The organism is Metabacillus hrfriensis, from assembly GCF_030127205.1.
Lineage (GTDB): Bacteria > Bacillota > Bacilli > Bacillales > Bacillaceae > Bacillus_P > Bacillus_P dongyingensis.
Map to the genome: position 1 here is coordinate 2,614,212 of NZ_CP126116.1, position 23,852 is coordinate 2,638,063.

The 23,852-nt window shown below is 39.4% G+C and carries 18 protein-coding genes and 1 pseudogene; 2 read left to right on the forward strand and 17 right to left on the reverse strand.

Annotated elements, in window-relative coordinates; translation table 11 throughout:
- Positions 1 to 5: 5 nt before the first annotated feature.
- A complete protein-coding gene (locus QLQ22_RS13085) occupies positions 6 to 1,028 on the reverse strand; it encodes a glycosyltransferase (RefSeq protein ID WP_223435269.1) in 1,023 nt (340 codons plus the stop codon).
- Positions 1,029 to 1,039: 11 nt separating this feature from the next.
- Positions 1,040 to 2,023 (reverse strand): glycosyltransferase family protein, encoded by a 984-nt coding sequence (locus tag QLQ22_RS13090; RefSeq protein WP_223435271.1) that lies wholly within the window; start codon positions 2,021 to 2,023, stop codon positions 1,040 to 1,042.
- 134 nt (positions 2,024 to 2,157) lie between these two features.
- On the opposite strand from QLQ22_RS13090, the gene QLQ22_RS13095 reads away from it, so the two are divergent.
- On the forward strand, positions 2,158 to 3,153 hold the full coding sequence (locus tag QLQ22_RS13095; RefSeq protein ID WP_223435272.1) for a DUF4855 domain-containing protein: 996 nt from the start codon (positions 2,158 to 2,160) through the stop codon (positions 3,151 to 3,153).
- 114 nt (positions 3,154 to 3,267) lie between these two features.
- On the opposite strand, the gene QLQ22_RS13100 is transcribed toward QLQ22_RS13095, so the two are convergent.
- From QLQ22_RS13100 to QLQ22_RS13115, 4 genes are read right to left on the reverse strand one after another with little or no spacing between them, the layout of a single operon-like run.
- Positions 3,268 to 4,263: a glycosyltransferase family 4 protein gene (locus QLQ22_RS13100; RefSeq protein ID WP_223435273.1), complete on the reverse strand. Its 996-nt coding sequence runs from the start codon at positions 4,261 to 4,263 to the stop codon at positions 3,268 to 3,270.
- Between the two features lie 3 nt (positions 4,264 to 4,266).
- Entirely contained in the window at positions 4,267 to 5,205 is a 939-nt protein-coding gene (locus QLQ22_RS13105) for an NAD-dependent epimerase/dehydratase family protein (protein ID WP_284014917.1), read from the reverse strand.
- Position 5,206: 1 nt separating this feature from the next.
- Positions 5,207 to 6,283, reverse strand: a complete 1,077-nt coding sequence (locus QLQ22_RS13110) for a Gfo/Idh/MocA family protein (protein WP_223435275.1) — start codon at positions 6,281 to 6,283, stop codon at positions 5,207 to 5,209.
- Positions 6,280 to 7,392: a DegT/DnrJ/EryC1/StrS family aminotransferase gene (locus tag QLQ22_RS13115; protein ID WP_284014918.1), complete on the reverse strand. Its 1,113-nt coding sequence runs from the start codon at positions 7,390 to 7,392 to the stop codon at positions 6,280 to 6,282. Before QLQ22_RS13115 ends, QLQ22_RS13110 begins: the two co-directional genes overlap by 4 nt.
- A 309-nt stretch (positions 7,393 to 7,701) precedes the next feature.
- On the opposite strand from QLQ22_RS13115, the gene QLQ22_RS13120 reads away from it, so the two are divergent.
- Entirely contained in the window at positions 7,702 to 9,003 is a 1,302-nt protein-coding gene (locus tag QLQ22_RS13120) for a nucleotide sugar dehydrogenase (RefSeq protein WP_223435281.1), read from the forward strand.
- A 42-nt stretch (positions 9,004 to 9,045) separates the two neighbouring features.
- Here QLQ22_RS13120 and QLQ22_RS13125 read toward each other — a convergent pair whose 3' ends face one another.
- The 11 genes and pseudogenes from QLQ22_RS13125 to QLQ22_RS13175 all read right to left on the reverse strand — a co-directional run bounded on the left by QLQ22_RS13125 (position 9,046) and on the right by QLQ22_RS13175 (position 23,802).
- The gene (locus tag QLQ22_RS13125) at positions 9,046 to 9,765 is read right to left on the reverse strand and encodes a LutC/YkgG family protein (RefSeq protein ID WP_223435283.1); all 720 of its coding nucleotides are present in this window, start codon (positions 9,763 to 9,765) and stop codon (positions 9,046 to 9,048) included.
- Positions 9,752 to 11,185 (reverse strand): LutB/LldF family L-lactate oxidation iron-sulfur protein, encoded by a 1,434-nt coding sequence (locus QLQ22_RS13130; RefSeq protein ID WP_252206897.1) that lies wholly within the window; start codon positions 11,183 to 11,185, stop codon positions 9,752 to 9,754. Before QLQ22_RS13130 ends, QLQ22_RS13125 begins: the two co-directional genes overlap by 14 nt.
- A 1-nt stretch (position 11,186) precedes the next feature.
- The gene (locus QLQ22_RS13135; protein WP_252206898.1) at positions 11,187 to 11,909 is read right to left on the reverse strand and encodes a (Fe-S)-binding protein; all 723 of its coding nucleotides are present in this window, start codon (positions 11,907 to 11,909) and stop codon (positions 11,187 to 11,189) included.
- A gap of 114 nt (positions 11,910 to 12,023) precedes the next feature.
- Positions 12,024 to 12,713, reverse strand: a complete 690-nt coding sequence (gene rpiA / locus QLQ22_RS13140; RefSeq protein WP_284014919.1) for a ribose-5-phosphate isomerase RpiA — start codon at positions 12,711 to 12,713, stop codon at positions 12,024 to 12,026.
- Positions 12,714 to 12,871: 158 nt separating this feature from the next.
- Positions 12,872 to 13,030 (reverse strand): annotated as a pseudogene (locus tag QLQ22_RS13145) (radical SAM protein); the annotation flags it as partial.
- A gap of 12 nt (positions 13,031 to 13,042) precedes the next feature.
- Positions 13,043 to 13,756 (reverse strand): 2OG-Fe(II) oxygenase, encoded by a 714-nt coding sequence (locus tag QLQ22_RS13150; RefSeq protein WP_223435291.1) that lies wholly within the window; start codon positions 13,754 to 13,756, stop codon positions 13,043 to 13,045.
- Positions 13,749 to 14,282 (reverse strand): methylated-DNA--[protein]-cysteine S-methyltransferase, encoded by a 534-nt coding sequence (locus QLQ22_RS13155; RefSeq protein ID WP_223435293.1) that lies wholly within the window; start codon positions 14,280 to 14,282, stop codon positions 13,749 to 13,751. Before QLQ22_RS13155 ends, QLQ22_RS13150 begins: the two co-directional genes overlap by 8 nt.
- The gene (locus QLQ22_RS13160; protein WP_284016816.1) at positions 14,257 to 14,865 is read right to left on the reverse strand and encodes a bifunctional transcriptional activator/DNA repair enzyme AdaA; all 609 of its coding nucleotides are present in this window, start codon (positions 14,863 to 14,865) and stop codon (positions 14,257 to 14,259) included. The genes QLQ22_RS13155 and QLQ22_RS13160 overlap by 26 nt, the downstream gene beginning before the upstream one ends.
- Before the next feature lie 251 nt (positions 14,866 to 15,116).
- A complete protein-coding gene (locus QLQ22_RS13165) occupies positions 15,117 to 15,344 on the reverse strand; it encodes a hypothetical protein (RefSeq protein WP_223435295.1) in 228 nt (75 codons plus the stop codon).
- A gap of 828 nt (positions 15,345 to 16,172) precedes the next feature.
- Positions 16,173 to 22,427, reverse strand: a complete 6,255-nt coding sequence (locus QLQ22_RS13170) for a TIM-barrel domain-containing protein (RefSeq protein ID WP_284014920.1) — start codon at positions 22,425 to 22,427, stop codon at positions 16,173 to 16,175.
- A 178-nt stretch (positions 22,428 to 22,605) separates the two neighbouring features.
- A complete protein-coding gene (locus tag QLQ22_RS13175) occupies positions 22,606 to 23,802 on the reverse strand; it encodes an ROK family transcriptional regulator (RefSeq protein ID WP_223435300.1) in 1,197 nt (398 codons plus the stop codon).
- Between the last annotated feature and the right edge of the window lie 50 nt (positions 23,803 to 23,852).

The following is a 23,852-nucleotide window of genomic DNA, read 5'->3' on the forward strand; positions in this document are numbered from 1 at the left end:
TCCCTTTAAGATAATACTTCTTTATAAATATTCAGCAAATACTCCATAACAACAGAGGCCTCATGATATTCTTCTACGTATTTTCTGCCTGCAATACCAAGCTCCTTTTGTATATCAGTGTCTTCCAGCAATATCTTCAGCACTTTGTATAGGGTATCCGGGTTTGCTGATACGATCGGAAGACAACTTGGCAGACTTGCCTGCACGTCAGGGCGAACGTAGCAGACTACCGGCTTTCCAAGAGCCATGGCTTCAACGCTGAGATTTCCGTACGCCCCGCATAAAATTTGGTCAATGACGATATCTGCTTTTTTATAGATGGCAGTCGCTTCTTCATGACTCATGTTTTCTACTCGAATGTAGTCAAATGTTATCTTATCCTTTAATTTATCAATCGTCTCTTCAATGATTTTTGTTCCTTTAAATTCAGGGAGAGTCGGAGCATGAACAATTAATGGCTTTTTATTGCCTTCAGGATATACAGGCGTATATTTACCTGTTTCAATTAATCTTGGGAGAATGTACACTTTTTTCTGTTTCGCATGATAATAATCTTTCACATAATTGTACAGCTCAAAATCCTGAACAATCGCAGCATCTGCTATTTCTGAAAAATAACTCAAATTTGAATGAATGACATCATCGCTTAAAGAGCTTTTGGTATTGACATAAGGGTTCTCATAATTTTCCCCTTTACGGGCAGCTGAAAAAGATCTCACATCATTCCCTCTGTGATGCATAATGATTTTTTTTCCCGCTTTTTTTATCATCTCCAAATCTTTGAATTGTTCCATAAACGTTAAGCTATTGTGAAAATGGAAGATGTCGTAGTAATCAAGCGAAAGCTGAAAAATAGCTACTAATTCAAACGCATCTGTATTGTAATTGTTTTTATAATTTAAATAATTTATAAAAAAATTATAAGCATTTGATTGGTATCCTAATTTTCTCAGCTGCTCGCTGATTAATCCGACCTGACCTGCAACCTCAATTGGTGCGTGGATAATCTTTGTATTTTTATCAAGCATGCCGTTCACTCCTAAAGTTTATCGTAAATCTTGATTAAGTAATCTGCGACAACTTCACTGGCATGATATTTCTCAACATACCTTCTGCCTGCCTTGCCTATTTCAGACATTCTTTTTTTGTCTTTCAGCAAATCATTTAATACTTCCGCAAGGTTATCAGGTGAAGCAATGACAATCGGCAGGTCTTTAGGAAAGTTTTTCTTTACATCATCTCTTATATATGCGACAACGACTTTTCCCATTGCCATCGCCTCTACACTAAGCATTCCGTAAGATCCGCATAAAATTTGATCAATTATAATATCGGAGCTGCTGTACATGGCAAGTGCTTCTTTATGGCTTTTTTTCTCAACAACTTGATAAGTAAAGCTGTTTGTATCTTTTATTTTCTCTATCGCTGCTTCAATTTGCTCTGAACCTTTAAATTCCCGGTTAGTTGGGGCATGGATAATGACCGGGACTTCATTTTTCCCTGGATAGTCAGGCGTAAAATTACTGATGCTGCATGCAAGCGGGAGTATATAAACATATTCATAGTAATCTTTAACATGGTTTGCCATTTCAGCATCCTGTACGATGGCTGATTTAATATATTTTGAAGAAAATAATAAATTTTCATGGATTTGCTCATCCGTATGATAGCCTGGCGGAAGCGGATAAGGATTTAGTTCCTTCACATTTTTTACAGTTCGGACATCTGAGCCCCAATGATGCATAACGAGTTTTTTCCCCGTTTCAGCTATTAAAGGAAGATCATAATTTCCTGTTAAAAAGGTATTTCCGTTATGAAAATGCAGGATATCTCCATGCGGGACAATCGTAGAAATGACATTTTTCAATTCAAATAAATCAGTATTCACTACATGATTATAGTTGTATTTAATATAGCTGTGAAACCAATTAAAACCTGACGCGTCATACCCCTTCTTTTTCAGTTCATTACAAAGTGTACCCATCTGTCCGGCTATTTCAGTTGGGCAATGGATAATCTTCATCTGCAACACTCCTTCGCGGTTATATTATTCAGTTCTTTGCAGAAAGGTTATAAAAATAAGCTTTTCACACATAACATTTAAAGGGAACTTCCATATGCTGTACAGGAAAGACAAAAAAAAGGAGTGATGGGACGTTGTCTGGATATTTATTAGCCAGTGAGCTTAACATTCACAATTCAATCTGTATGCTGCCCTGCGGAGGTATGACAGATAAAGACATCACTGACTGGTCGGCCGAAGATTTAAAATACTATCAGATCAATCAGGAAAATCCTGCTGCTGTTCAATCTTTATTCAAAAGTTTTATCTTTAATCCTATTTCCTTTAGAAAAGACCATTATATCCACCCGATGTTTTCAGGTTTTGGCGAGAAGACGGATATTCATGATTGGGAACTTGCTATTGAGCATGTTTTTATGAAAGATATGAATTTTTACGCACTAAATGCAAATGCAGCGGAAAGAACAGAGGTTTGGATGGGTGTTCCTTATCCTGCTCCACAACAAAGAAACTTTGGTGCAGTTGATGGAAAAAACTTGGATTTTTCGCTTAATGAGGACCGGTTAACTGGTGTGAAATGGTGGATGGATCAATTCCTTATTCGTTGGGACAAGGAAAAGCAGCTTCTTGATAAGCTTGATTTTAAGGGTTTTGTCTGGCAAAGAGGTTCTATTCAGGAAAATGATGAGGAGTTGGTTCAAGGTTTTACAGGCTATACAAAAGAGAAAAGTGTTTACTCATTTTGGCTGCCTTTTTTAGGATCCTACGGAGCAATTAAATGCAAAGAACTTGGATTTGATGCGTCATGTATACATGCAAACTACTATGGTAACACACATTTGGATTATAACTGGATCATTCATTCAAGCAATTTTTCACAATTTTATCACACTGGAGTGCAGATCATTTTTGGAAAAGGGATTACGTTTAACGATACACACATACTGGATTACTTAAACTGGGGTATACGTGCTCTTTATATGACAAACAACGCCTTAGTTACCTATCAATTTCCAAATCAAACGATGAAAGATGTGTTTCATAACCACCGAACAGAATATGGATATATTGCAAACTTTTTAAATAAAACGTATCAGTGGACTGTTTACCCTGGAATGCCATATAAGTAAGAGCTAAAGCCGCTTTGATAAAGTCAGAGCGGCTTTATTCCTTCAATCTGCAGAACAAAGAGAACCCGGCCCTGATCGGCCGGGTTTTTCTATTATTTTTTTTGGATGCTTCATTTAGTTATTTTTTTCGATTTGACTATAAATATCAAGTAATTTATCTACAACCACATGCTTGCAATGAGTAGATTCAACATATTTTCGGCCTTGTTTGCCAAGAGATTCACGGAGCTCAGGATTCTTCAGCAATTGTTCAACCTGATCGTAAACTGTATCAGGGTTTGCATTCACAATAGGAAGCTGATCTGGAAAAGTGGCTACTAAATCAGGTCTTATGAATGTCACGACAGGCTTGCCGAGAGCCATAGACTCAACGCTCAACAATCCATAGGAACCGCAAAGGATCTGGTCAACAATAATGTCTGCCTCTTTATAAAGGGCAATTACTTCATCATGATTCATTTTCTCAATTCTCTTATATGTGAATTCATATTTTTCTTTTAGCTTTTCAATTGCAGCTTCTACATGCTCTGTTCCTTTAAAAGCGGGATTTGTAGGAGCATGGAGAATTAAAGGCACTTTTTTATCTTTTGAAGGAAAGTCCGGTTTGAAAAATTTAAGGTCAATGGCGATTGGAAGTACGTGAACTTTTTTATAATAATTTTTCACATACTCATAGACTTCATAATCCTGTACGATCGCTTCTGAAATATAGGCAGTGACCTTTGTCAGTCTATCATGCATGGTCTCATTAGGCGGCGAGTCTCCTGTGTATGCGTAAGGGTTGTTTATTTTCGCCTGCTCATGAAACCTGACATCATTTCCCCAATGATGCATAATCATTTTCTTCTGTTTTGCATGAATTTTTTCAAGATCCGAAAACTCTCTGCACATCGTTGTATTATAGTGAAAATGAAAGAGATCGTACTCATCAATTAATTTCGTTTGATTCTCTTCCAGAAATTGTTCATCCGTGTTGACTAAAAAATCTTTATAGCCCAAATAGGAGTGAAACGTATTGTAGCCAAGAGAATGATGTCCTTTATCTACTAAGGCTGAACTTAAAATACCCATTTGACCGGCTATCTCAGTAGTTCCATGAAAGATTCTCATTTTTTACAATCCCTTCAGCCATTGTTTAGTTTTCTTAAGTCCTTCAAGCAGAGTATGATTTTTTTTCCAGTTCAGCTCCTGCTCAATTTTAGCCGTATTCATGCATCTTCTCTGCACAACATCTACACTGCGCTTTGGATGAAAGTCATTTGCAAGTGTATGAGTGCCTGTTACTTGTTTGATGCTCGACGCTAATTGTAAAATGCTTGTTTCTTTACCGGTTCCAACATTGTATTTCTCTCCTATTGCAATATCTGATACTGCCGCGAGAATTGTCGCATCCATCGCATCTTCTACATAGGTAAAGTCCCTGGTTTGTTTTCCGTCCCCGAAAATTTGCAGCGGCAGACCGTTTTCTGCTGAATCAAAAAATTTTGCGATAACCCCGCAATAAGGATTTGAAATGAGCTGTCCCGGACCGTATACGTTTGAGAACCTTAACGTTGTGACGGGCAGCTGGTACATATTGAAATAAACATCACAGTAATGCTCTGTCGTAAATTTACTCGCTGAATATGGCAGTTTAATATTATAGTAAGATTCAGGAGTAGGAAGAATTTCAGCATTTCCATAGACGGAAGCAGTAGATGCATAGACAAATCGTTTTAGGCGCGGGGATAATTCTTTTGCTTTGCGCAGCAGCGTAAATCCTCCCAAGACATTCGTATGAAAATCAGCATAAACATTATCAACAGAGAGTACGAGATTTTTGCACGCAAAGTGGAAGATATAATCAACCTTCGGCAGGATTTCATTTAATATAGCTTCGTCTGTAATGCACCCTTGATAGAATGTGATTTTATCTGATGGAGGTATAGCTGCTTTTGTACCGGTTGATAAATTATCAAGGATAAAGATATGGTCTGATGTGGGTATTAATGTTTTAACGAGCTGTGATCCTAGAAAACCTGCTCCGCCTGTGACCAACACGTTTCCGAACAAGTTAATCCCTCTCTTCTTTAAGCATATTTACTGTCGAGAATTCTTTCATCGGCAGCTGGACAGACTGATTTGTCAAAGCAGATTGGTACATAGCAAAGATAATTTCCAACGCTTTTTTCCCTTCAATTTCTGAAAGTAAAAGTTCAGCATTCTTTTCTCCTAATGAGCAAATAAAGTTTTCATACATGGCAAGCTGTTCGTCAGCAGCGCGGGAAAACTGCTCAAGCTTTTCAATTTCCATTATTTCACCATTAATGTGCCAGCGTGAGACCTTGCTCAGTGATGGACCTTCAACAGAGAGTGTCCCCTTTTCACCAAAAACAGAAAGTGCATACCCTATATTATTTGGCTGTGAAATTACGTTAGCTTCAATGATGCCTCTTGCTCCATTTTTAAAAGTTACAATGCCAAGCGCGGCATCCTCTGTTTCTTTGGATTTGTTCTTTTGAAGAATTTCACCGGAAACTTTTTCTGCATCTCCTAAAAACCACTGCATTAAGTCAACCAAATGAATACCCTGATTAAGGAGCATGCCCCCGTCATGTTTCCATGTTCCTCTCCAGGGTGCGGTTTCATAATAGTGTGCAGAACGATTAATGCGAATCGACGCGATCGCATAATAAGGAGCTCCAATTTTCCCGCTCGCTATGACCTCTTTCATTTTGCTTAACAGAGGAAGAAATCTGAGCTGGTGGCAGACCATCACTTTTTTTTGCTTTACTGCACTCAGTGCAATGATTTCATTTGCTTCTTCTATAGATAATGCCATTGGTTTTTCTAATATGACGTGTTTATTTGCGTTTAAAGCCTCTATAGTCATTTTTGCATGCAGACTTGAAATCGTTGTAATAACAATGACATCAATGTTCTCATTTTGAAGCATCTCCTGATAATTCAAGTAAGCAGAGACCTCGCGGTTATCTCCTGCATGCTTTTTGAAGTCCGCGATTGCTTCCTGCATTCTGTCTTCCTTAAGGTCACTTACTGCAGACAATTCAGCTTGCCTGCAATCTGCAATGGCTTTAATGTGGCGCTTTGAGATAAATCCGCAGCCAATGAGTCCGAATCGAATGATCATTTCTTTTTTCCTCCCGATGAAGTGCGAAGGATAGAAATAATTTTCTCTTGTTCTTCTTTATATAGGAAAGGATGCATCGGAATGGCAAAAAGAGTTTGGGAAAGCTGTTCTGCAACCGGGAAATCTCCTTCTTGATAACTCAGATTCTTATAAACTTCCTGGAGGTGCAGACATTGCGGGTAATATACTCCTGCTTGAATCTGATTGCTCTGCAGCAAATTTAAATAGAAATCTCTTTCTTTAGACTGGGCACAGAAGAGATGATAGATATGTGTCCGGTCAGCTGCTTCAGCAGGCGATGTGATTCCTAAAACGGCATTCAGCTCTTCACGATAGATTTTTGCGCAGGCACGTCTTCGTTCATTCCAATCATCGATTTTCTCGAGTACAACAAGCAGGATGGCTGCATGGATTTCGTCCAAGCGGCTATTGTATCCAATCGTGTCATGATAATATTTTTTAGAGCTTCCATGCATGCGGAGTTTCTTTAATTTTAATGCAAGCTCATGATTTGAAGTTGTGATAATGCCTCCATCTCCAATTGTTCCAAGATTTTTGGTAGGAAAAAATGAAAAACAAGCAACATCTGCCAAGCTTCCGACTCTTTTCTTTTTATATGTGGCACCAAAGGCCTGACATGCATCTTCAATGACATACAAACCATGATTGCTGGCCAATTCATTGATCTCATCCATATCTGCCGGCTGTCCGAAAAGGTGCACAGGTATAATGGCTTTCGTTTTTCCCGTAATCACAGCATCAATTTTCACTGGATCTATGTTGAATGTTTCAGGATCAACATCTGCAAAGACCGGTGTTGCCCCAACTCTCGAGATGGCTTCTGCACTTGCAAAAAAAGTAAAGGGAGTCGTGATGACCTCATCGCCTGGTCCTATGTCAAGTGCGTCGAGTACCATAACAAGTGCATCTGTACCATTGCCTACTGCAATTGCGTCCGTTACTCCAAGCTTTCCTGCAATTTTCGTTTCAAGTTCATTTACTTTCGGACCTAAAATGTACTGACCTGAATCGTAAACATGTTCAATTGCTTTCAGCACTTCATTCTTAATGGACTGAAATTGCCTTTGCAAATCTACTAAATTAATCATAATTTGCTCCTTTTCACTCGTGATGAAAAATCTATATAAATACACCACCATTAATGTATGAAAACTCTATTTCTCTCGAGACGGCATGTGACCATTTCATTCATTATTTATATGACAGGATTATGAAATGGTCCTGACTATATAGGATTATTTATTATTATAAGATGCAGAATTTTGCTTCTTTTGCTTTCCTCTTTACTAAAAATCCTGCCCATTTTCAAATTACTAGTTTATTGTCTATGTCCCCTGATCAGTTCCGGCATAACATAACGAGACTAAACTACCAAGATAATGCGAGGAGATTTCAAAGTGGCAGATAAATATAAAGGTAAACTTGCAGTCATAGGTTTAGGTTTCGTCGGCCTTCCCCTATCTGTTACACTGGCAGAAAAAGGATTTCAAGTGTACGGTATCGATGTAGACGTCAGGAAGATAGCTTCTTTAAATCAAAAAATCAGTTACATTGATGACATAAGTCAAGAAAGATTAGAACATGCAGTGGAAAATCAGTCATTTATTCCAACTGATGACTATGAAATCATGAAAAGCGTTCAGTCCATCATTGTATGTGTACCTACACCGCTTACTAAAGATAAAAACCCGGATTTAAAGTATGTAGAAAGTGCAGGTGCAGAAATTGCAAAGCATCTGCAAAAAGGCCAGCTTGTCATCCTTGAGAGCTCTACCTTTCCAGGAACAACGAAAGAAGTGCTGCTTCCGTTGCTTGAAAAACAGGGACTGCAAGCAGGAATAGACTTTTTCCTGGCCAATTCACCTGAGCGGATCGATCCAGGCAATAAACAGTATGCTGTAACGCAAATTCCCAAAGTGGTCGGCGGCGTGACAGCAGCGTGTCAAAAAGCTGCACATGACTTATATTCGCAAGTCTATGATCAAGTTGTTCTAGTATCATCAACAGAAGCTGCTGAATTAACAAAGCTGCTGGAAAATACTTTCCGCTTTGTCAATATTTCGTTTATGAATGAAATGGCCGTTTTATGTGACGATTTGAACATTAATATTTGGGAAGTCATTGATGCTGCAGCTACAAAGCCCTACGGATATACACCTTTTTATCCGGGTCCTGGAATAGGGGGACATTGTATTCCGGTTGATCCCTTATATCTTCAGTGGAAGCTGCTTCAATCGAAAAAAAGCAGTGATTTTATCTCCCTTTCTGATAATGTGAATGTGAAAATGGTTCACTATGTGGTAAATCGGACAAATGAATTGCTTTCAAAAGGAAAAGATGTTAAATCAGCTAAAGTTCTGCTTTATGGGGTAACGTATAAAAAAGATGTGGCAGACATACGTGATTCAACAGCGGTCGAAGTGTTTGAGGAATTTCTTGATAGAGGAACAGACGTATACTATCACGATCCGCTCATACATGAGATGAAAATGAATGGAATAACATATAAAAGCGCAGATTTAACAGAGGAGCTTCTAAAAGAAATGGATTGTGTTGTAATTTTAACAGATCATACGCAGATTCCGCTCAGTCTGATTGAAGAACACGCAGTTCTGATATTTGATACAAGAAATGCAACTAGAAAACTGACTGATTCTGATAAACTTTTCCGCTTAGGTGACGGGAAAAAAGTTCAGTAAGCGCAAAAACCGGCTGCATAGATGAGCAGCCGGTTTTTTTGCTTATTTATCATGAACAACGATATATGTAGCTTTAATCGGCCCGTGAACGCCAACAACTAAATTCAGCTCGATATCAGCACTGTTGCTTGGTCCGGTAATAAAATCAATACATGATGAAACATGATTTCCCTTTTTGAATTGGGCGCTTATGTTCTCTGCAGCTTGAGTCAACCTTGGTACAATCGTACTTTTTGGAATGATGCAGAGATAAGTTTTTGGAAGCAGATTAATGGACCTCCCTTTGTTTTCGTCACTGTACACCACAACGGTTCCTGATTCAGCAAGGGTCAAATCACTAAAAGTGATCCCAATGTCAGCTTTCTCAGAAGCTTCGATATTTTTCTCTTTTAAAGCTGGATCCCATTCGTGAACTTGTATGCCTGCCACCCGCCATGCTTTCAAGATATCATTGGTCAAACGAAATTCTTGAAAGCGTTCGTCTTTAGCGATTACTGCTGTTTTAACATCATACTCGTTAAAGACATGCATGATTTTATCAGAGAGCAGAGAAGAAGTCGTTTCAATAATTTGTGTATGAATTAACAGGCACTGTTTTTTTAAAACTTCTACAAGTTCATCCGCATCCGCATTCATTAATACTTCCCATTGAGGAGAAAAGGACCAATGGGGTTTAGTAACTGACTTTCTTCTCTCACGTGCTAGTTGTGCTGCAACTGTTTCAAGAAAAGGTTCCCGATTATGTATCTTACCCTTTATCATTTCCGCTCTCCTCTCTTCCCTTCATCCAATCTCTGAATCTCTCTTTACTTGGAGCAGGAAAGTCTCGTACATCTGTCCACGGCTTGATAGGACCAGGTCCTTTTTTGATGCTGCCTGCGCTTGTAAATGGGGACATAACCGCTGATGCTGATTTGGTTCCTGCGCCGTATAAATGCGGAGAGCTTGCAGCCAATTGATAGCCTTTCATGGCAAGCTTTTCCCCAAATGTGGATTTCCCTTCATCTTCGACAATTTTACGGCGATGCTTTATTAATAATTCGTGCAAAGGAATTTTCACAGGACAGGCATCAGTACATGCTGCACATAATGATGAAGCATATGGAAGCTCTTTGTAATCTTCATAGCCTCCAAGCAGAGGCGAAAGGACAGCGCCAATTGGACCCGCATAGATCGATCCGTAGGAATGACCTCCAATATGACGATAAACCGGACATACATTTACACATGCTGCGCAGCGGATGCAGTGAAGCGCGCTTTGAAACTCAGTGCCTAAAATTTTTGAACGGCCGTTATCTACGATAACAAGATGAAATTCTTCAGGACCGTCAGCATCCCCATCATCTTTCGGACCTGTTAATCCTGTGATGTAGCTTGTTAACTTTTGTCCTACTGCACTTCTGCACAGCAAACTGACTAATACATCAAGCTCTTCCCATGAAGGAACGATGCGCTCCATCCCCATCACCGTTATTTGCGTTTTTGGCAATGCTGTGACAAGTCCAGCATTTCCTTCATTCGTAACCAAACAGATCGAGCCGGATTCTGCTACTGCAAAGTTGCACCCTGTAATACCAAGATCTGCACTCAGGAAATCCTTGCGAAGCTGTTCTCTGGCGAATAAAGCGAGCTCTTCTGGCATTTCTGATTTTTCGTAGCCCCGTTTTTCTTTAAATGTATCACGAATTTGTTCTTTGTTTTTATGAAGAGCAGGAACAACAATGTGCGATGGTGGATCGTGGTCATCAAGCTGCAGAATATATTCCCCAAGATCTGTCTCGATCACTTCAAAGCCTGCTTTATCTAAAGCTTCATTTAAGTGGATTTCTTCTGTTACCATTGACTTTGATTTGACGACCTTTTTCGCCTGTTTTTGAATCGCAACGTCTGTTATGTATTTGTTAGCTTCTTCTTTTGTTGCGGCAAAAAAAACATGACCGCCGCGTTTTGCCACACTTTCGCTTAACTGCTCCAAATAATAATCCAGATTTTCCATCGTATGTGTGCGGATTTCTTCCCCAAGTTTCCGCCACTCTTCCCAGTTTCCAAGCTCTTCCGTTGCCTGCAGGCGCCTTCCCTGCATTCGTTCTTGTGCAGAAGCAACGGCATTTCTCATGAACGGATTATTTACTCCTTTTTCAACCCGGTCGAAAAAAGCTTGGTTGCCTATTTTCATTGGCATGTTATTTCACCCCGCTATTCAGCACTTCTGCAATATGCATGACTTTAATAGGAATCCCTTTGCGATTGATTCTCCCGCCGATGTTCATTAAACAGCCGCAGTCGGCACCAATTAATAATTCTGCCTCTGTATCTTGAATATGTTTGACCTTCTCGTCTACCATCTGCTCTGAAATGGTAACCATTTTAACAGAAAACGTTCCGCCAAATCCGCAGCAATCATGACTGTTAGGAAGAGGCGTAATATTTAAACCGCTTACATTCCGAAGTAATGTTTCAGGAGCATCCGTCACACCGAGAAGCCTGGTCATGTGACACGATTTATGATAAGTAGCATGTGCCTGAAGAGAAGCATTTACATTTTCAACCTTCAAAACTTCAGTTAAAAATTGTGTTAGCTCATATGATTTTTCAGCAAGCTGATGCGCCTTTTCCCTCCAGTCAGGATCATTTGCAAACAGTCCCTTATATTCATGCAGCATGACCACACATGAACCGGATGGGCCTACAACATAATCAGAGTGTTCAAAAGCTGTGATCATATGCTTTGCCACTTCTCTCGTTTCCTTATGATAGCCGCTATTATAGGCAGGCTGGCCGCAACAGGTCTGAGTTTTTGGGAAATCAACCTCACAGCCTAGCTTTTCAAGCAATTCAACCGTGCTTTTTCCTACATTTGAATAGAATACATCTGCTAAACATGTAATGAACAAGGATACTTTCAAAAAAACTCCTCCTATTCTTTAGAGTCTATTCTTTCATTATAACACTATTTGAATATTTAGATATTTCAAATAGGTCCTATAATGATATAGAACCTTTTATCTTCATTATTCAGTTTACCTGATTCTATTTTTATTTTTTTCCTTCATTAAAACTGTTTTTTTATTTGCATCTAAAGTAATGATGACATCAGCCATTTTTGTAAACAAACCATTTTCGACTACACCAGGGATCATATTAAGAACGGTTTCCAATTTATGAGGCTGTGAATTTTCAGGAATCTCACAGTCGAAGATATAGTTGTGATTATCTGTGATATAAGGATTCCCATTCGAGAGCCGCATTTCGGGGACACAGCCAATTGAGCTTATTTGCATTGCAGTCCGCTCATATCCAAATGGAATTACTTCAACGGGAAGCCGAAATGAACCCAGTTTTGCTGACAATTTAGATGAATCTGCTACAACTATAAAGGTATTAGCTGCTGCAGCAATGATTTTTTCCCTTAATAGGGCTCCACCGCCTCCTTTTATCAGATTCAAGTCTGGATCCACTTCATCCGCTCCATCGATGGCTACATCAAGATAAGTAACTTCTTTAAAACTTGTAAGAGGTATTCCGAATTCATGTGCAAGTTTTTCTGTGGCCATTGAAGTAGGGATCCCTTTAATTTGGAGTCCTTCTTTAACCATCTGACCAATCTTCTCAAGCGTGTAGTAGACAGTTGAGCCAGTACCAAGACCCACGATCATGCCGTCTTTAACGAATTCAGCAGCTTTTTCACCGACTAGTTTTTTTTCATTCATTGGTTTCTCCTTAAACAATTGAAATAATAATATCTCATTTCTTTTAAATCCCTGTTTTCTAAAATGGTTATTTACAATTAAGTAAGTGATGTTAACTGAATGCTATTGGAGAGCAAGCAGAAAAGCAAGCCAAGGGCAGATAGATTATCAGTACATTTTTCAACCCAGGTCTCCCATTCATCTTTCCTGAAGATTAAAACGGGCATTCTCCTTACATAACAGTATGAACAGCCAAATGAACACCTGGTATAAGGATTTAATGAGTGGCTGTAGTCAGATAAAAAACCTGTGCCTTTGCTAAGAATTGTTTTTCTCATCTTACATCGCCTTTACTTTGCATCGTGAAAAATAATTCCCATTCCATATCGCGTTCCAGAAAACAAAGTGCTGACCCCGTGTCGTACCGTATTTTTGTAATAGCCCCGCTTTCCTTCTACCGGCCGGTGGCTTGCAGGGAAAATAAGCGCTTCCCCTTGTTCTAATGTAATCACATGCCCCCTGCTCTGTGCGCGGGGACGCTGTTCCACAAGAATTGATTCGCCTCCAGTGTAATCCTCTCCGCGCTTGCTTAATGTAATCAGAACTTGAAACGGAAAAAATACATCCCCATATAAATCTTGATGCAGACAGTTATAACCGCCTTCTACATACTTCAGGATTAAAGGAGTTGGGCGGTTCTGACCTTTTTTATGGCAGACTTCTAAAAATGCAGACAGTGTATCTGGGTAAAAAGCTTCCTTGCCCAACAGCACTAACCACCGATTGGCTGCTTTTGCCAGTTCAGGGTAGAATGAAGTACGCAGCACCTGCAATAATGAAGGTAATGGAGAATCAAAATATTTATATTCCCCTTCACCGAAGCGATAGCGACTCATATTTATTGTGCTGCGATACAGCCCTTCTTGTTCATAGAGCCTCATAAACTCTTGACATTGTTCAGGATTAAGGAGAGGGGGCAATTTTACATACCCCGCTTTGTCTAATTCCTGATGAATTTTGTCCCAGCTGAGTGAATGAATTTTAGAACTCACTTCATCATGCATTTGGCATCCCTCCATTTTGAGATTCTAATTGGAGCAGATATTGTTTCATTTCCGTGCCTCCCCGGTAACCTGTTATAGCTCCATTCTTTCCAATTACACGGTGGCACGGAACAGTAATCAAAACCGGATTGGCACCAATCGCTGTTCCAACAGCACGAACCGCTGCAGGTCTTTGAACGAGCGAAGCTATATCTGAATAAGAACATGTTTTCCCATAAGGAATTTGCTTTAAGGCTTCCCAAATCTCTTCTTGAAATGGTGTGCCTTTTACATCTATTCTTAATGAAAAAGATTGCCGAGTTCCTTCAAAATATTCTTGCAGTTCATTTATATACGGCATTAATGCTTCTTCATTTACGATAAGGCTTGCATAAGGAAAGCGTTTTTGCATCCAGGCTTTAAGCTCTTCAAACGATTGGCCTGGTGAACCTATATAACAAAGTCCTTTTTCCGTCGTTGCTACATATAATTGCCACTGGCCGTATTCCAGAATGCCCCATTTAATGATTTGTTTTTCCGTGTTCATCTCTATTCACAAGCTCCTTCTTAAGGTTTTGGCGGTAAGCTATTCGATAGCCTGAGGGTGTATATCCCAACTTCTTTTTAAATAGCGTAATAAAATATGGTGTGCTTGAGAATCCCACAGCAAGGCCGATGTCAGATATCGATAATCCGGATGTCTCAAGCAGATCGATTGCTTTTTCCATACGAATTTGCTGAACATATTCAGATGGTGTTATGCCTTTAACACGTTTAAACAAACGCTGCAGGTGATAAGGACTGCCATGGGATACTTCCGCCAATATTTGCAATGTTAGAGACTCAAAATAATGCTGATCAATCCAATGAACAATTTGTTCGATCCATTCCTCAGCAGGCAAACGCAAGCCGTCAGGTTTACATCGCTTACATGGTCTGAATTTTTCTTCTAATGCCATGTATGCATTTTTGAAGATGCGTACATTTTCTTTATTAGGCTTCCTTGATTTACAGGAAGGACGGCAAAAGATGCCAGTCGTTTCTACTCCATAATAAAACTTGTCATCATACTCTGAGTCACATTCCGTAATAGCCTTCCAGTAAACATCAGAAATGTTCGGTTTTTTCATATCCACCTCGTTCACCTCCGTTTTCAGTATATACTTATAACGTTGGGAACCAAACACTTACTCAATATAATAGCAAGATAAAGTAATTTAATAATAATAGTATTAAAAGCAGATTTTATATGATTCAGAATGATGCTTCTTTCAACTATACCTTCTTTTATTAAATTCAATTATGTGTGAACGATGGATACGATACCTAAATCTTTCGCTTTTCTTAGCATCCGTTCTAACGTGGATAGGCTTACGCCAAATCACTTCAATTTTTCATTGATGACTTTTACTGGCGTTCCAATCTTGGCGTTGGCCACACCTGCATATTTTGCAGAAAACCGGACTAGGCGTTTGAACGCGAATAATTCCCCTATGGTGAAATCCTTTTTATGTTCGGCTAGGAACATTTCAATGGTATTGTTAAACTCTTTTATGCTGCTAAACTTGCTGTACTCTTTGAAGTTTTCAATTCTTCCTGCTACCAACATAGCTTTTCTTCCTTTCTGTAAGACAAAAGAAAAAGGCGCACTTTCCCCTTAGGTGTGATAAAGGCTTAATTGAATTTGATAAACGAACCACTGGCCGTTGGATTCCACATCCAGAGTTTCCAAAAATCCAGAAAACTATTGAAGTCTTCAATCGTGGTGGAAATGTCACGTTTGATGATGTGAAAGAAGAGTGAATTAAGGAGAACTTTTATCATCAATTACAGACAGATAAGGAATAAAAGGAGAAAATGAAAGAAATGGCTTTGCTGCTTGGACAAGCCTTTGAACAAAGTGGCCTAATGAATTGTTTATAGCTTCCCAATCTATTGAAGCTCTTCAAAGAAAAATACCCCAAATTTGAATTTAAGGTCACGACAGGCTTTAGCAGTCATCTCTCCCATTAAATTTACAATCATTTTCACACGATTCATATTTACCCCTCCTATTTGTGATTGTGTTTCCTTAACTTAATAGTATGGGATAAACAGAGATTAATAAAATATCGTTATTTGATTGGGTTCCAAAGATAAAATTTATGGCTAATGTTGAGTAGGAGTATAGAACATTCCATAAAAATTGCCCCTTAAACAGATTGAATCATCGTTCAAACCGTTTAGAGGGCATACGTAGCTTTGTTATTATATTAAGCTATAAACACTAGCTTCTTAAACTGTACCAGTACCTGTTGAACTGTTTCACTTATACTAATTAACACTTAAACTTTCCATGAGGTTCTGTAGTATGTTTTATTTTCAATATCGTAGTTTCATACTAATGCTTTGACATCTTGCTCTCTTCCTTTATTTTCAACTTTCCTCTTACCTTCTCTTATCGTTTTCCTTTTAGATCAGACGTAATCACTTGTGCCTCATCTGTTGATACCTCTGATGTTTTCACAAATATCATATCTGCTTTTGATTCGTAGTACCAAACATCGTTCCCTTTTTCGACCGCATCTTTGGAATCAACTAATCTTAACTTTTTGCCGTTTCGTTTCACAGAACTAAGTCTTCTATCTCCCGCATTCGCTTTTATTTCAGCAGACCATGTTCTGTTTTTAATCTCTCCGTCGAAGCTCCCTTTAATTGCTGAAATTTCAAGTGTCACATTCCCCTCATCAGATGCAGCGGCAATCTTTGTCTCAGCCGATTGACCGTTTTCATATTTGTAGGTTTGACCATCATCTTCATATAACGTAAAGCTTGAAGCTTCTCCATTTTGTTTTGGATAGACGTTTAATGCTATCGTTGATGCTGGTTTTTCATTTGTATAGTTTTGAATCTCACGCTGTGGAATAATTGCCCCTTCTTTTACAAATACCGGAATCTTTGACAAATCTGCCTCATACTCAATGGTTTGCCCTCCCGTAAATGATTTCTGGGTGCTCCAGTCATACCATGTACCGTCTGGTAAATAAATACTTCTCTTCGAAATACCTTCCAATGATATCGGCGCTACAAGCATATTTGGACCAAACATCCATTGGTCTTCAATTTCATATACTTTTTCATCAGTTGTGTAATCCATGACAAGCGGTCTCATTAATGAGACATTTTCAACAGTTGTTTGCTTTGTTGCTGAATAGATGTAAGGCAGCAGTTTGTAACGCTGTTCGATGCTTTGTTTTACGATGCCTTCTGCTTCCGCACCAAACGCCCAAGGCTCTCTTGTATTCGTTGGATCACCACATTCGCAATTATGAGCTCGGAAGATTGGCATAAAGGATCCAGCCTGCATCCAACGTGTATAGAGTTCTGCTGACGGTTTTCCGTAAAAGCCACCTATATCCGTTGTATAATAAGGGATACCAGACATCGATGAGCTTAACCCCAATTGTAAATTATGCCTAAAGGCCTCCCAGCTTGCATCAATATCTCCGCTCCATACGGTCGTTCCGTATTCTTGAATCCCAGAAAAACCGGAACGTGACAGGCTCCATAAACGGTTATCACTGTAGCTTCGATGGCCTTTATAGAACGCTTTCGCTTCGTTTAAGGCGTACACATTTCTAATCTCTGCTGCACTGCCTTTAGAAAAGTGGTGTCTTAATGAGTCCGTTGGCTTCTCTGGTTCATTTAAATCGATCCAATACCCTTTTACTCCCGCATCATGCAATGTTTTAACCTGTGCATTGAACCAATCGACAGCTTTTGGATTGGTGAAATCCACTAATCCTGCTTTTCCATACCAAGCTTCATAAATAACGGTATTTCCTGAAGCGTCTTGAACAAAATATCCACTGCGATCTCCTTCGTTAAAATTGTTCGCTGTTACTTGAATATACGGATCGACTAGCGGTACCGTCTTGATTCCTTTCCTGGCCAGCTCCTCCATGCTTTGTTTTGGATTTGCAAAAGCCTCTGACCAAGTCATATCAAAATAATGATTTTCTTTGGCCCAATAGGCATCAAGAATCATACCGTCTAAGGGAATTTGTTTTTGGCGGAACGTGTCAACAACCTTATTTACTTCTTCCCAGCTCTTATATCCATATTTTGATTGGATATAACCCAGTGCCCATTGTGGCGGCATCGGCGCCTTGCCAGTTAATTCTGCATAACTTTCCATGATATCTGTTAGAGTATTTTTCTTTTCACCTGACATAAAGTAGTAAATCATTTCCCCGTTTGGTGAACTGAAAGAATACTTCCCACTGTCTGTGGCACCCATATCAAACGTGACATTTTCATAGGTGTTATCAAAGTAAAGTCCATAGCCCTTTGTACTCGTAAAGAATGTTCCAGAAATATCTGACGTGTTTCCGCCATATCCGCCTTTCATACCATTGTTCATTACAATCTTATGGCCTCTGCGGTTAAAAGATTGGGAGTCACGATCCATACCAAGACCAAAGAATTGCTCTTTTGGATCAAGGTTCATGGCAGCATAAATACCTGTATCCCCGTCATACCCTAATCCTTTACCCTCACTTTGTTCCGTTAATATCTCCGTATTTGCTGTATCATAGTATGCAAGCTTAAATGGAGACTTATAAGCTCTCAAACTCATTTTTTCTGTTTGAATTAAGATATAATCATTTTTATCCGTTACCTTAGGGACTACACTTGCCCCCTCATCATCAACAACAAAAGAAGCTTTTTTCTTAAATGTTCCAGTAGGTTCCATCCATACTTTAGCTATATCCTCTTGAATGAATTCGACTTTCACTTTTTCCTGGTTAGCAGAATGCAATACGATCGATTTACCATCATCTGATACAGTATATGGATTGCCGGCATCTAAACTTTCAACATATGAAACATTTTGATGATCGGCTGGATCTTTTTTTATCATTTTAACGTCATCGAGTTCAAGAACACTTTCAGCCTGGCCTTCTGCGATCACGCCAACCTTTACCACTTCATCAGCCATTAGCTGGATATTTGGGACTTTGACTTCTTTCCAATCACCACTTGCCGGGATCGGTACTTCTTTTGTGCCACCAGAGTATTTGACATAAAGTGAAGCCTTGTCAAAATTTCCAGATTTACGAGTGGTAATTGATAATTGATAGGTTCCATCAGCAGGAGCATTACCAAATTGCCATAGATCAGATGAATAAGCTTCCTTACCCGTGATTTTGACAAATGACTTTTCATCTGCTGATTCAATCGATTGGTTAACCATATTTGTACGGCTCCACCCAGTGAATCCTTGCTCAAAACCTTTGTTATACAGGCTGACTTCTACCTCTTCAGGCACTTCATTGTTTGCTGATTGAAGCATCACATTATCAAGCTGCAAGGATGTATCTGCTTTAGGTGCTTCCATATAAAATTCTAGAGTTAATTCACCTTCTGTGACATTGATCGTGTCTGTGCTGAATTTTTTATACTCAAACTCATCCGCGGACCATTTCTGCTTTACAGGACCATTCGGATCCTTTAGATTTGGTTCAATTTTCACCTCTATCTTCTCTTTACCAGGCTGGGAGACAATCATTTTAGCAACCCCGCCGGCAAATGATGGATCCAAGTGCGGCATTAGTTTCGCCATCGCTGAAACCGTATACTCGCCGTCCTTTAAACCCACAATTGTTTGCTTAGAGAAAGCTTTTCCTCTCTCATTAGGAGAATACAAGTATTGCTTATACCCTTCATAAGCATCGTTTTTATCGACACCATGCCATACAGTTGTGCCAAAGGTTTCGATTGTCCAGCCAGTTTCATTGCCCATTTCAAAATCGCCGTTAACGAGCTGTCCTGTACTTGCTCCAAACTGGATAGAATCAAGTAATGTCGAACCTGTATCTTCTCCTGTAAATTCCAAGGTGATTAAATTCACCCCTTTATTCAGTTGGACAGATTGTTGGATTGTTGCCCATTTATCTCCAGTACTTGGAAACGACACTTTCGTCGGCTCATCAATGACATTTTTCTTTTTATCTTCTACGGAAAGTGATAAGGTACTAGCTTCTGCCTGTTCATTTGCGTATTTTATTGCTAGCGGGAACTGCCCTGCTTCAGCCATTTCAACGGCAATTGTTACTTTTGAGCCTTTTTTGTTCAACCCTGTGAGATAGCCAAATCCATCGTATCCCATTTGTTCATTACCAAAGATGGCTCCTCCTTGATATGAAGCTACTTCGGTTTGATATACTTTCTTGTTGTTTTTTGGAATGAGTTTCAATACTGTCGTATCATGAGGCTCGAGCATTTCTGAATACATCGAACGGTAGCCGAGATCCTTATGCTCCCATAGGTTGCGGGCAAAAGCTTCCTCCTTGATTCCAAGATCTTTTTTGAAATCCATTGATAGCCCTTTGCTTGTATCACTGCGGTTAAAGAGTGCTACGACCCAAGATCCATCTGGTAATTGACCAGCCCATCTTTCACTGTCGCGGCTTACATTGTTTTTATAATGCTGATTTGAATAAAAGATTGGTTTTCCTGCAAAACCAAGTTTGTTCAATTCGATCAATTCAGGGTTTTGATAATATTTGTAATTATCTCCGATTGTGTCATATTGATCGGCAATGGTAATTGGTGAACCAGCCATGGTGAATAAAGAGATAGCTGATTTCTTTTCGTCCTCGGCATAACGGCCTTTAAACGTATTTAGCTTTAAGAAGTCACCGTCATTAATCATTGATCCGCGTCCCGAAATATCCGCAAATCCAGTAAATCCTTGAAATGGATTGGCCCATTGTGACCAATTTTTTGTCCACTCTTGTCTCCGGCCGCTTATATGCTCCCAGCCGCCACTGAATGCATCCTCATCAATTCGGATCATATCGCCGTATTTTTGTTCATATTCACCGTGGTTGTTTAAATCAGGCATAACTAAGCTGAGGAATATGTTATTCTTTTCAGTCGCTTCATTCATCCATTGAAGTGCTTTACGATATTGTTCTCTTGTGTGACCTGTTCCGATTTGGCCCAGCCCTTTATCATATCCGCTTTCATACCAAGATAAAAAGTCAACACGTAAATAGGAAGCTCCTTGTTCTGCAAAAAAGTCGACATATCCTTTCAAAAATTTCTCGGCATCAGGATGGTCCACATTTAACCAATAAAGGGCTCTTTCTCCCCCTTGCCCGCCATCAAACCGGTCACCTTGAAGCGTTTTTCCGCCGCCAATGTCTTGCGGCTCTGTAATAACAAGATCTGCGACAGGTGTATCTGTCCCTTTCACTTTGTATTTATCCGGATTTTTAACAACCTCTGGACTGATCCAAAGCGGATTATAATAGATGCCGAATTTCATCCCTTTGCTTTTCACATAATCTGCCCAGTATTTCCATGTATGTCCTTCTGGATAACGCTGGTCCGGATAACCCTGCCAATTGTCGTAGACGACAGAGACATCATCGATATCAATTCCAGCATCGCGCACTTGTTTTTCCGTAGGATCGACAATAAATTCAATTTTTAATTGACCTGAAGTCACATTAACAGTTTCTGTATACGCTGACCAATTTTCTGAAGTCATTGGCTTTTTTACATTAGCTTCAGGATTAGCTTTATCGTATCCAGAAATTTTCATTTCTACAGCCACACCTTTGTCGACAAAACCATTTTTCCCTTTAGCATTAGAATTGACACGGTAGTTTCCATTTGGCAAATCCTTTATCGTTTGAGTAATAATTTGTTTGTTCGGATTTTCACTATAAGTCCATAACGACTTGTCTCCTTCAGGGTCATCATTTCGGCCGTGAGCAAAGTCACCTTCAAACGTCCATCCTTCTGTTTCGGCTTGCTCAAAGCCACCATTTACTACAATATTTCCCTCTGGAATTGGAGGTTGATCCGAATCTACAGCTGCAAAGGTAACATCATCAAGCTGCAATGAAGCGTTTCCTTTTTTAGAATCAATGAAAAATTCTACAGTCATTTCTGTTCCAATCGATTTCACATCAAAAGAATAGTTTTTATAACTCGAACTTATCTCGATTGGTACCTTCTCTACTACTTCTCCATTCTGGCTGATTCGCATTTCAGCACTGCTGCCAATAGCATCATCAGTAAACTGATTGGACCCGCTAAAATCTTGAAGAGTTGCCCACGCGGATAATCGATATGTTTTATCCTTATCGAGCCCTGTCACTGTTTGACTCGTGTTAGCATTAAAAGGGGCATTTTTATAAAAGTAAAACTTAAAGTTATTACGGGCACCGGACTTATCAACTCCAGAATCAGCATTTCCCTTGATATCCCAGCCTTCAGTAGTCGCGTATTCAAAGTCACCGTTAAATAATGTTCCTGGTTTAAGATATGGTTTATCGCGGCCATCCATATAAATCGGGTCACTCATCCATCGATCATTATGCGACACTACGTAACCGCTTTCATTTAATAGTGTAGCACCCTCGATCCATCCATCCGTACTAATCATGTCATAACCGTATGGAAGGAAATTTTTGGCCATCCAATCAACGTTATCTTTTAAACGATGTTCTGGCATGAACACGTCTTTTCCAAATTGATGCTCATATGTAATCCAGTACATCGGCCCTGCACCCTGTCTAGTAAACTCACTATCTCTTGCAACCCCAGAACGAACGTTAAAAACAGATAAAACCATCGAAATCATAATTGATAGGATCATGGCTTTCAGAAATAGTCTGTGTTTACTTCTTTGCATGTTTACCCTCCCTATTTTTTCGCTCATTTAATATTACTTTCTATATCTTTCTTTCGAAAATACTTATATTAACACCCCCTTTAAATATAATCACAGTCAATCCAGTGCAATATACAGATACTTTATTCAGTGAATAAAGTAATTATTCCAAAGGATACAACAATAGTCGTTTCCTTTGTTATTTGTAAATAGGGACTTTAAATAAATGGCTAACGACTAGTGCGCACGCCCCAATTAACCATACTTCCTCACCTAGCTGTGAGGTTTGGAACTGAAGTTTTCGAGGATGCTTGACGAAAAAGTGGACGGCCAGCTCCTTTTGAATTCCTTTTAACAGAAATTCATTTTCTCTTAATCCTTCCCCACCTAAAATCACTGCTTCCGGATTAAATAGATGGACCATATTCTTAATACCTAATGCCAGATTTTCTCCTTGCTTTACCAACAATTCTTGTGCATACGTATCTCCACTTTGTGCTGCTTTTACGATACACTCAGGTGTAATGGGAGTAAACGACGCTAACAATGTTGGAACACCAATCGAGACCATACGCTCAGCCTCATTCACAAGGTACGCATCAGAAGCATATAATTCTAAACAACCTCGCTGTCCGCAATAACAAAGGCGGTCTCCCTGATAAATAGTGATATGCCCTAACTCTCCAGCTCCACCGAAGTCTCCTCGAAACAACATATTATCAATTACAATTCCTGCCCCCACACCAGCTCCAACCGTAACACCAATGAAGTTTCTATAGTCTCTCCCTTGGCCTATCCACTTCTCAGCGAGTGCAAATACATTCGCATCATTATCGATCATCAACGGAACATCAAAGTGCCTGCCAATTGGCTTCAAATCCCCATGATCCACTTTTAATATAGGTGAATAGACCACTTCATTACTTTCTCGATCTACTAACCCCGGCGTAGCAATGCCAATCCCCACTAATTTGGCAGCGCATTCATTTTGTTTGATAAAAGAATCAAGTTGTTCAATAATAACCGTTGCTAATCTGTTCGCTTCCTTGAGGGTGTATGAAAATCGATGTTTGTGTAAAATTTCCCCTTCCAAATTAGATAGGCACATCTTTACCTGTTGTTGTTCGATTTTCATACCAACAACAACGCCAAAATCTCCGTTGAATTTTAATAACACTGGCTTCCTGCCACCATGTGAATCTCCAGTTCCAATCTCAGAAACAAGATTTCCCTTAATAAGTTCATCTATAATATTAGTAATTGTTGATAAACCTAGTCCAGTTTCTTTAGCTATTTCAGTGCGGGAGATATTTCCTTTCAGGCGAACCCTATCAATTACGAGGGAACGGTTCAGTTCTTTAATAAGTTCCTTATTTCCTATTCTAAATAAATTCATCTCACACTTCTCCCCTGCCCTCATTTCATATGGTAAATTTAACATAATTC

Coding starts and splice junctions, on each gene's coding strand:
- QLQ22_RS13085 (WP_223435269.1), bottom strand. CDS start 1,028: ATGCTTGATAAAAATACAAAGATTATCCACGCACCAATTGAGGTTGCA.
- QLQ22_RS13090 (WP_223435271.1), bottom strand. CDS start 2,023: ATGAAGATTATCCATTGCCCAACTGAAATAGCCGGACAGATGGGTACA.
- QLQ22_RS13100 (WP_223435273.1), bottom strand. CDS start 4,263: ATGAGAATCTTTCATGGAACTACTGAGATAGCCGGTCAAATGGGTATT.
- QLQ22_RS13110 (WP_223435275.1), bottom strand. CDS start 6,283: ATGATCATTCGATTCGGACTCATTGGCTGCGGATTTATCTCAAAGCGC.
- QLQ22_RS13115 (WP_284014918.1), bottom strand. CDS start 7,392: ATGATTAATTTAGTAGATTTGCAAAGGCAATTTCAGTCCATTAAGAAT.
- QLQ22_RS13125 (WP_223435283.1), bottom strand. CDS start 9,765: ATGATAAAGGGTAAGATACATAATCGGGAACCTTTTCTTGAAACAGTT.
- QLQ22_RS13130 (WP_252206897.1), bottom strand. CDS start 11,185: ATGCCAATGAAAATAGGCAACCAAGCTTTTTTCGACCGGGTTGAAAAA.
- rpiA (WP_284014919.1), bottom strand. CDS start 12,713: ATGAATGAAAAAAAACTAGTCGGTGAAAAAGCTGCTGAATTCGTTAAA.
- QLQ22_RS13150 (WP_223435291.1), bottom strand. CDS start 13,756: ATGCATGATGAAGTGAGTTCTAAAATTCATTCACTCAGCTGGGACAAA.
- QLQ22_RS13155 (WP_223435293.1), bottom strand. CDS start 14,282: ATGAACACGGAAAAACAAATCATTAAATGGGGCATTCTGGAATACGGC.
- QLQ22_RS13160 (WP_284016816.1), bottom strand. CDS start 14,865: ATGAAAAAACCGAACATTTCTGATGTTTACTGGAAGGCTATTACGGAA.
- QLQ22_RS13165 (WP_223435295.1), bottom strand. CDS start 15,344: ATGTTGGTAGCAGGAAGAATTGAAAACTTCAAAGAGTACAGCAAGTTT.
- QLQ22_RS13170 (WP_284014920.1), bottom strand. CDS start 22,427: ATGCAAAGAAGTAAACACAGACTATTTCTGAAAGCCATGATCCTATCA.
- QLQ22_RS13175 (WP_223435300.1), bottom strand. CDS start 23,802: ATGAATTTATTTAGAATAGGAAATAAGGAACTTATTAAAGAACTGAAC.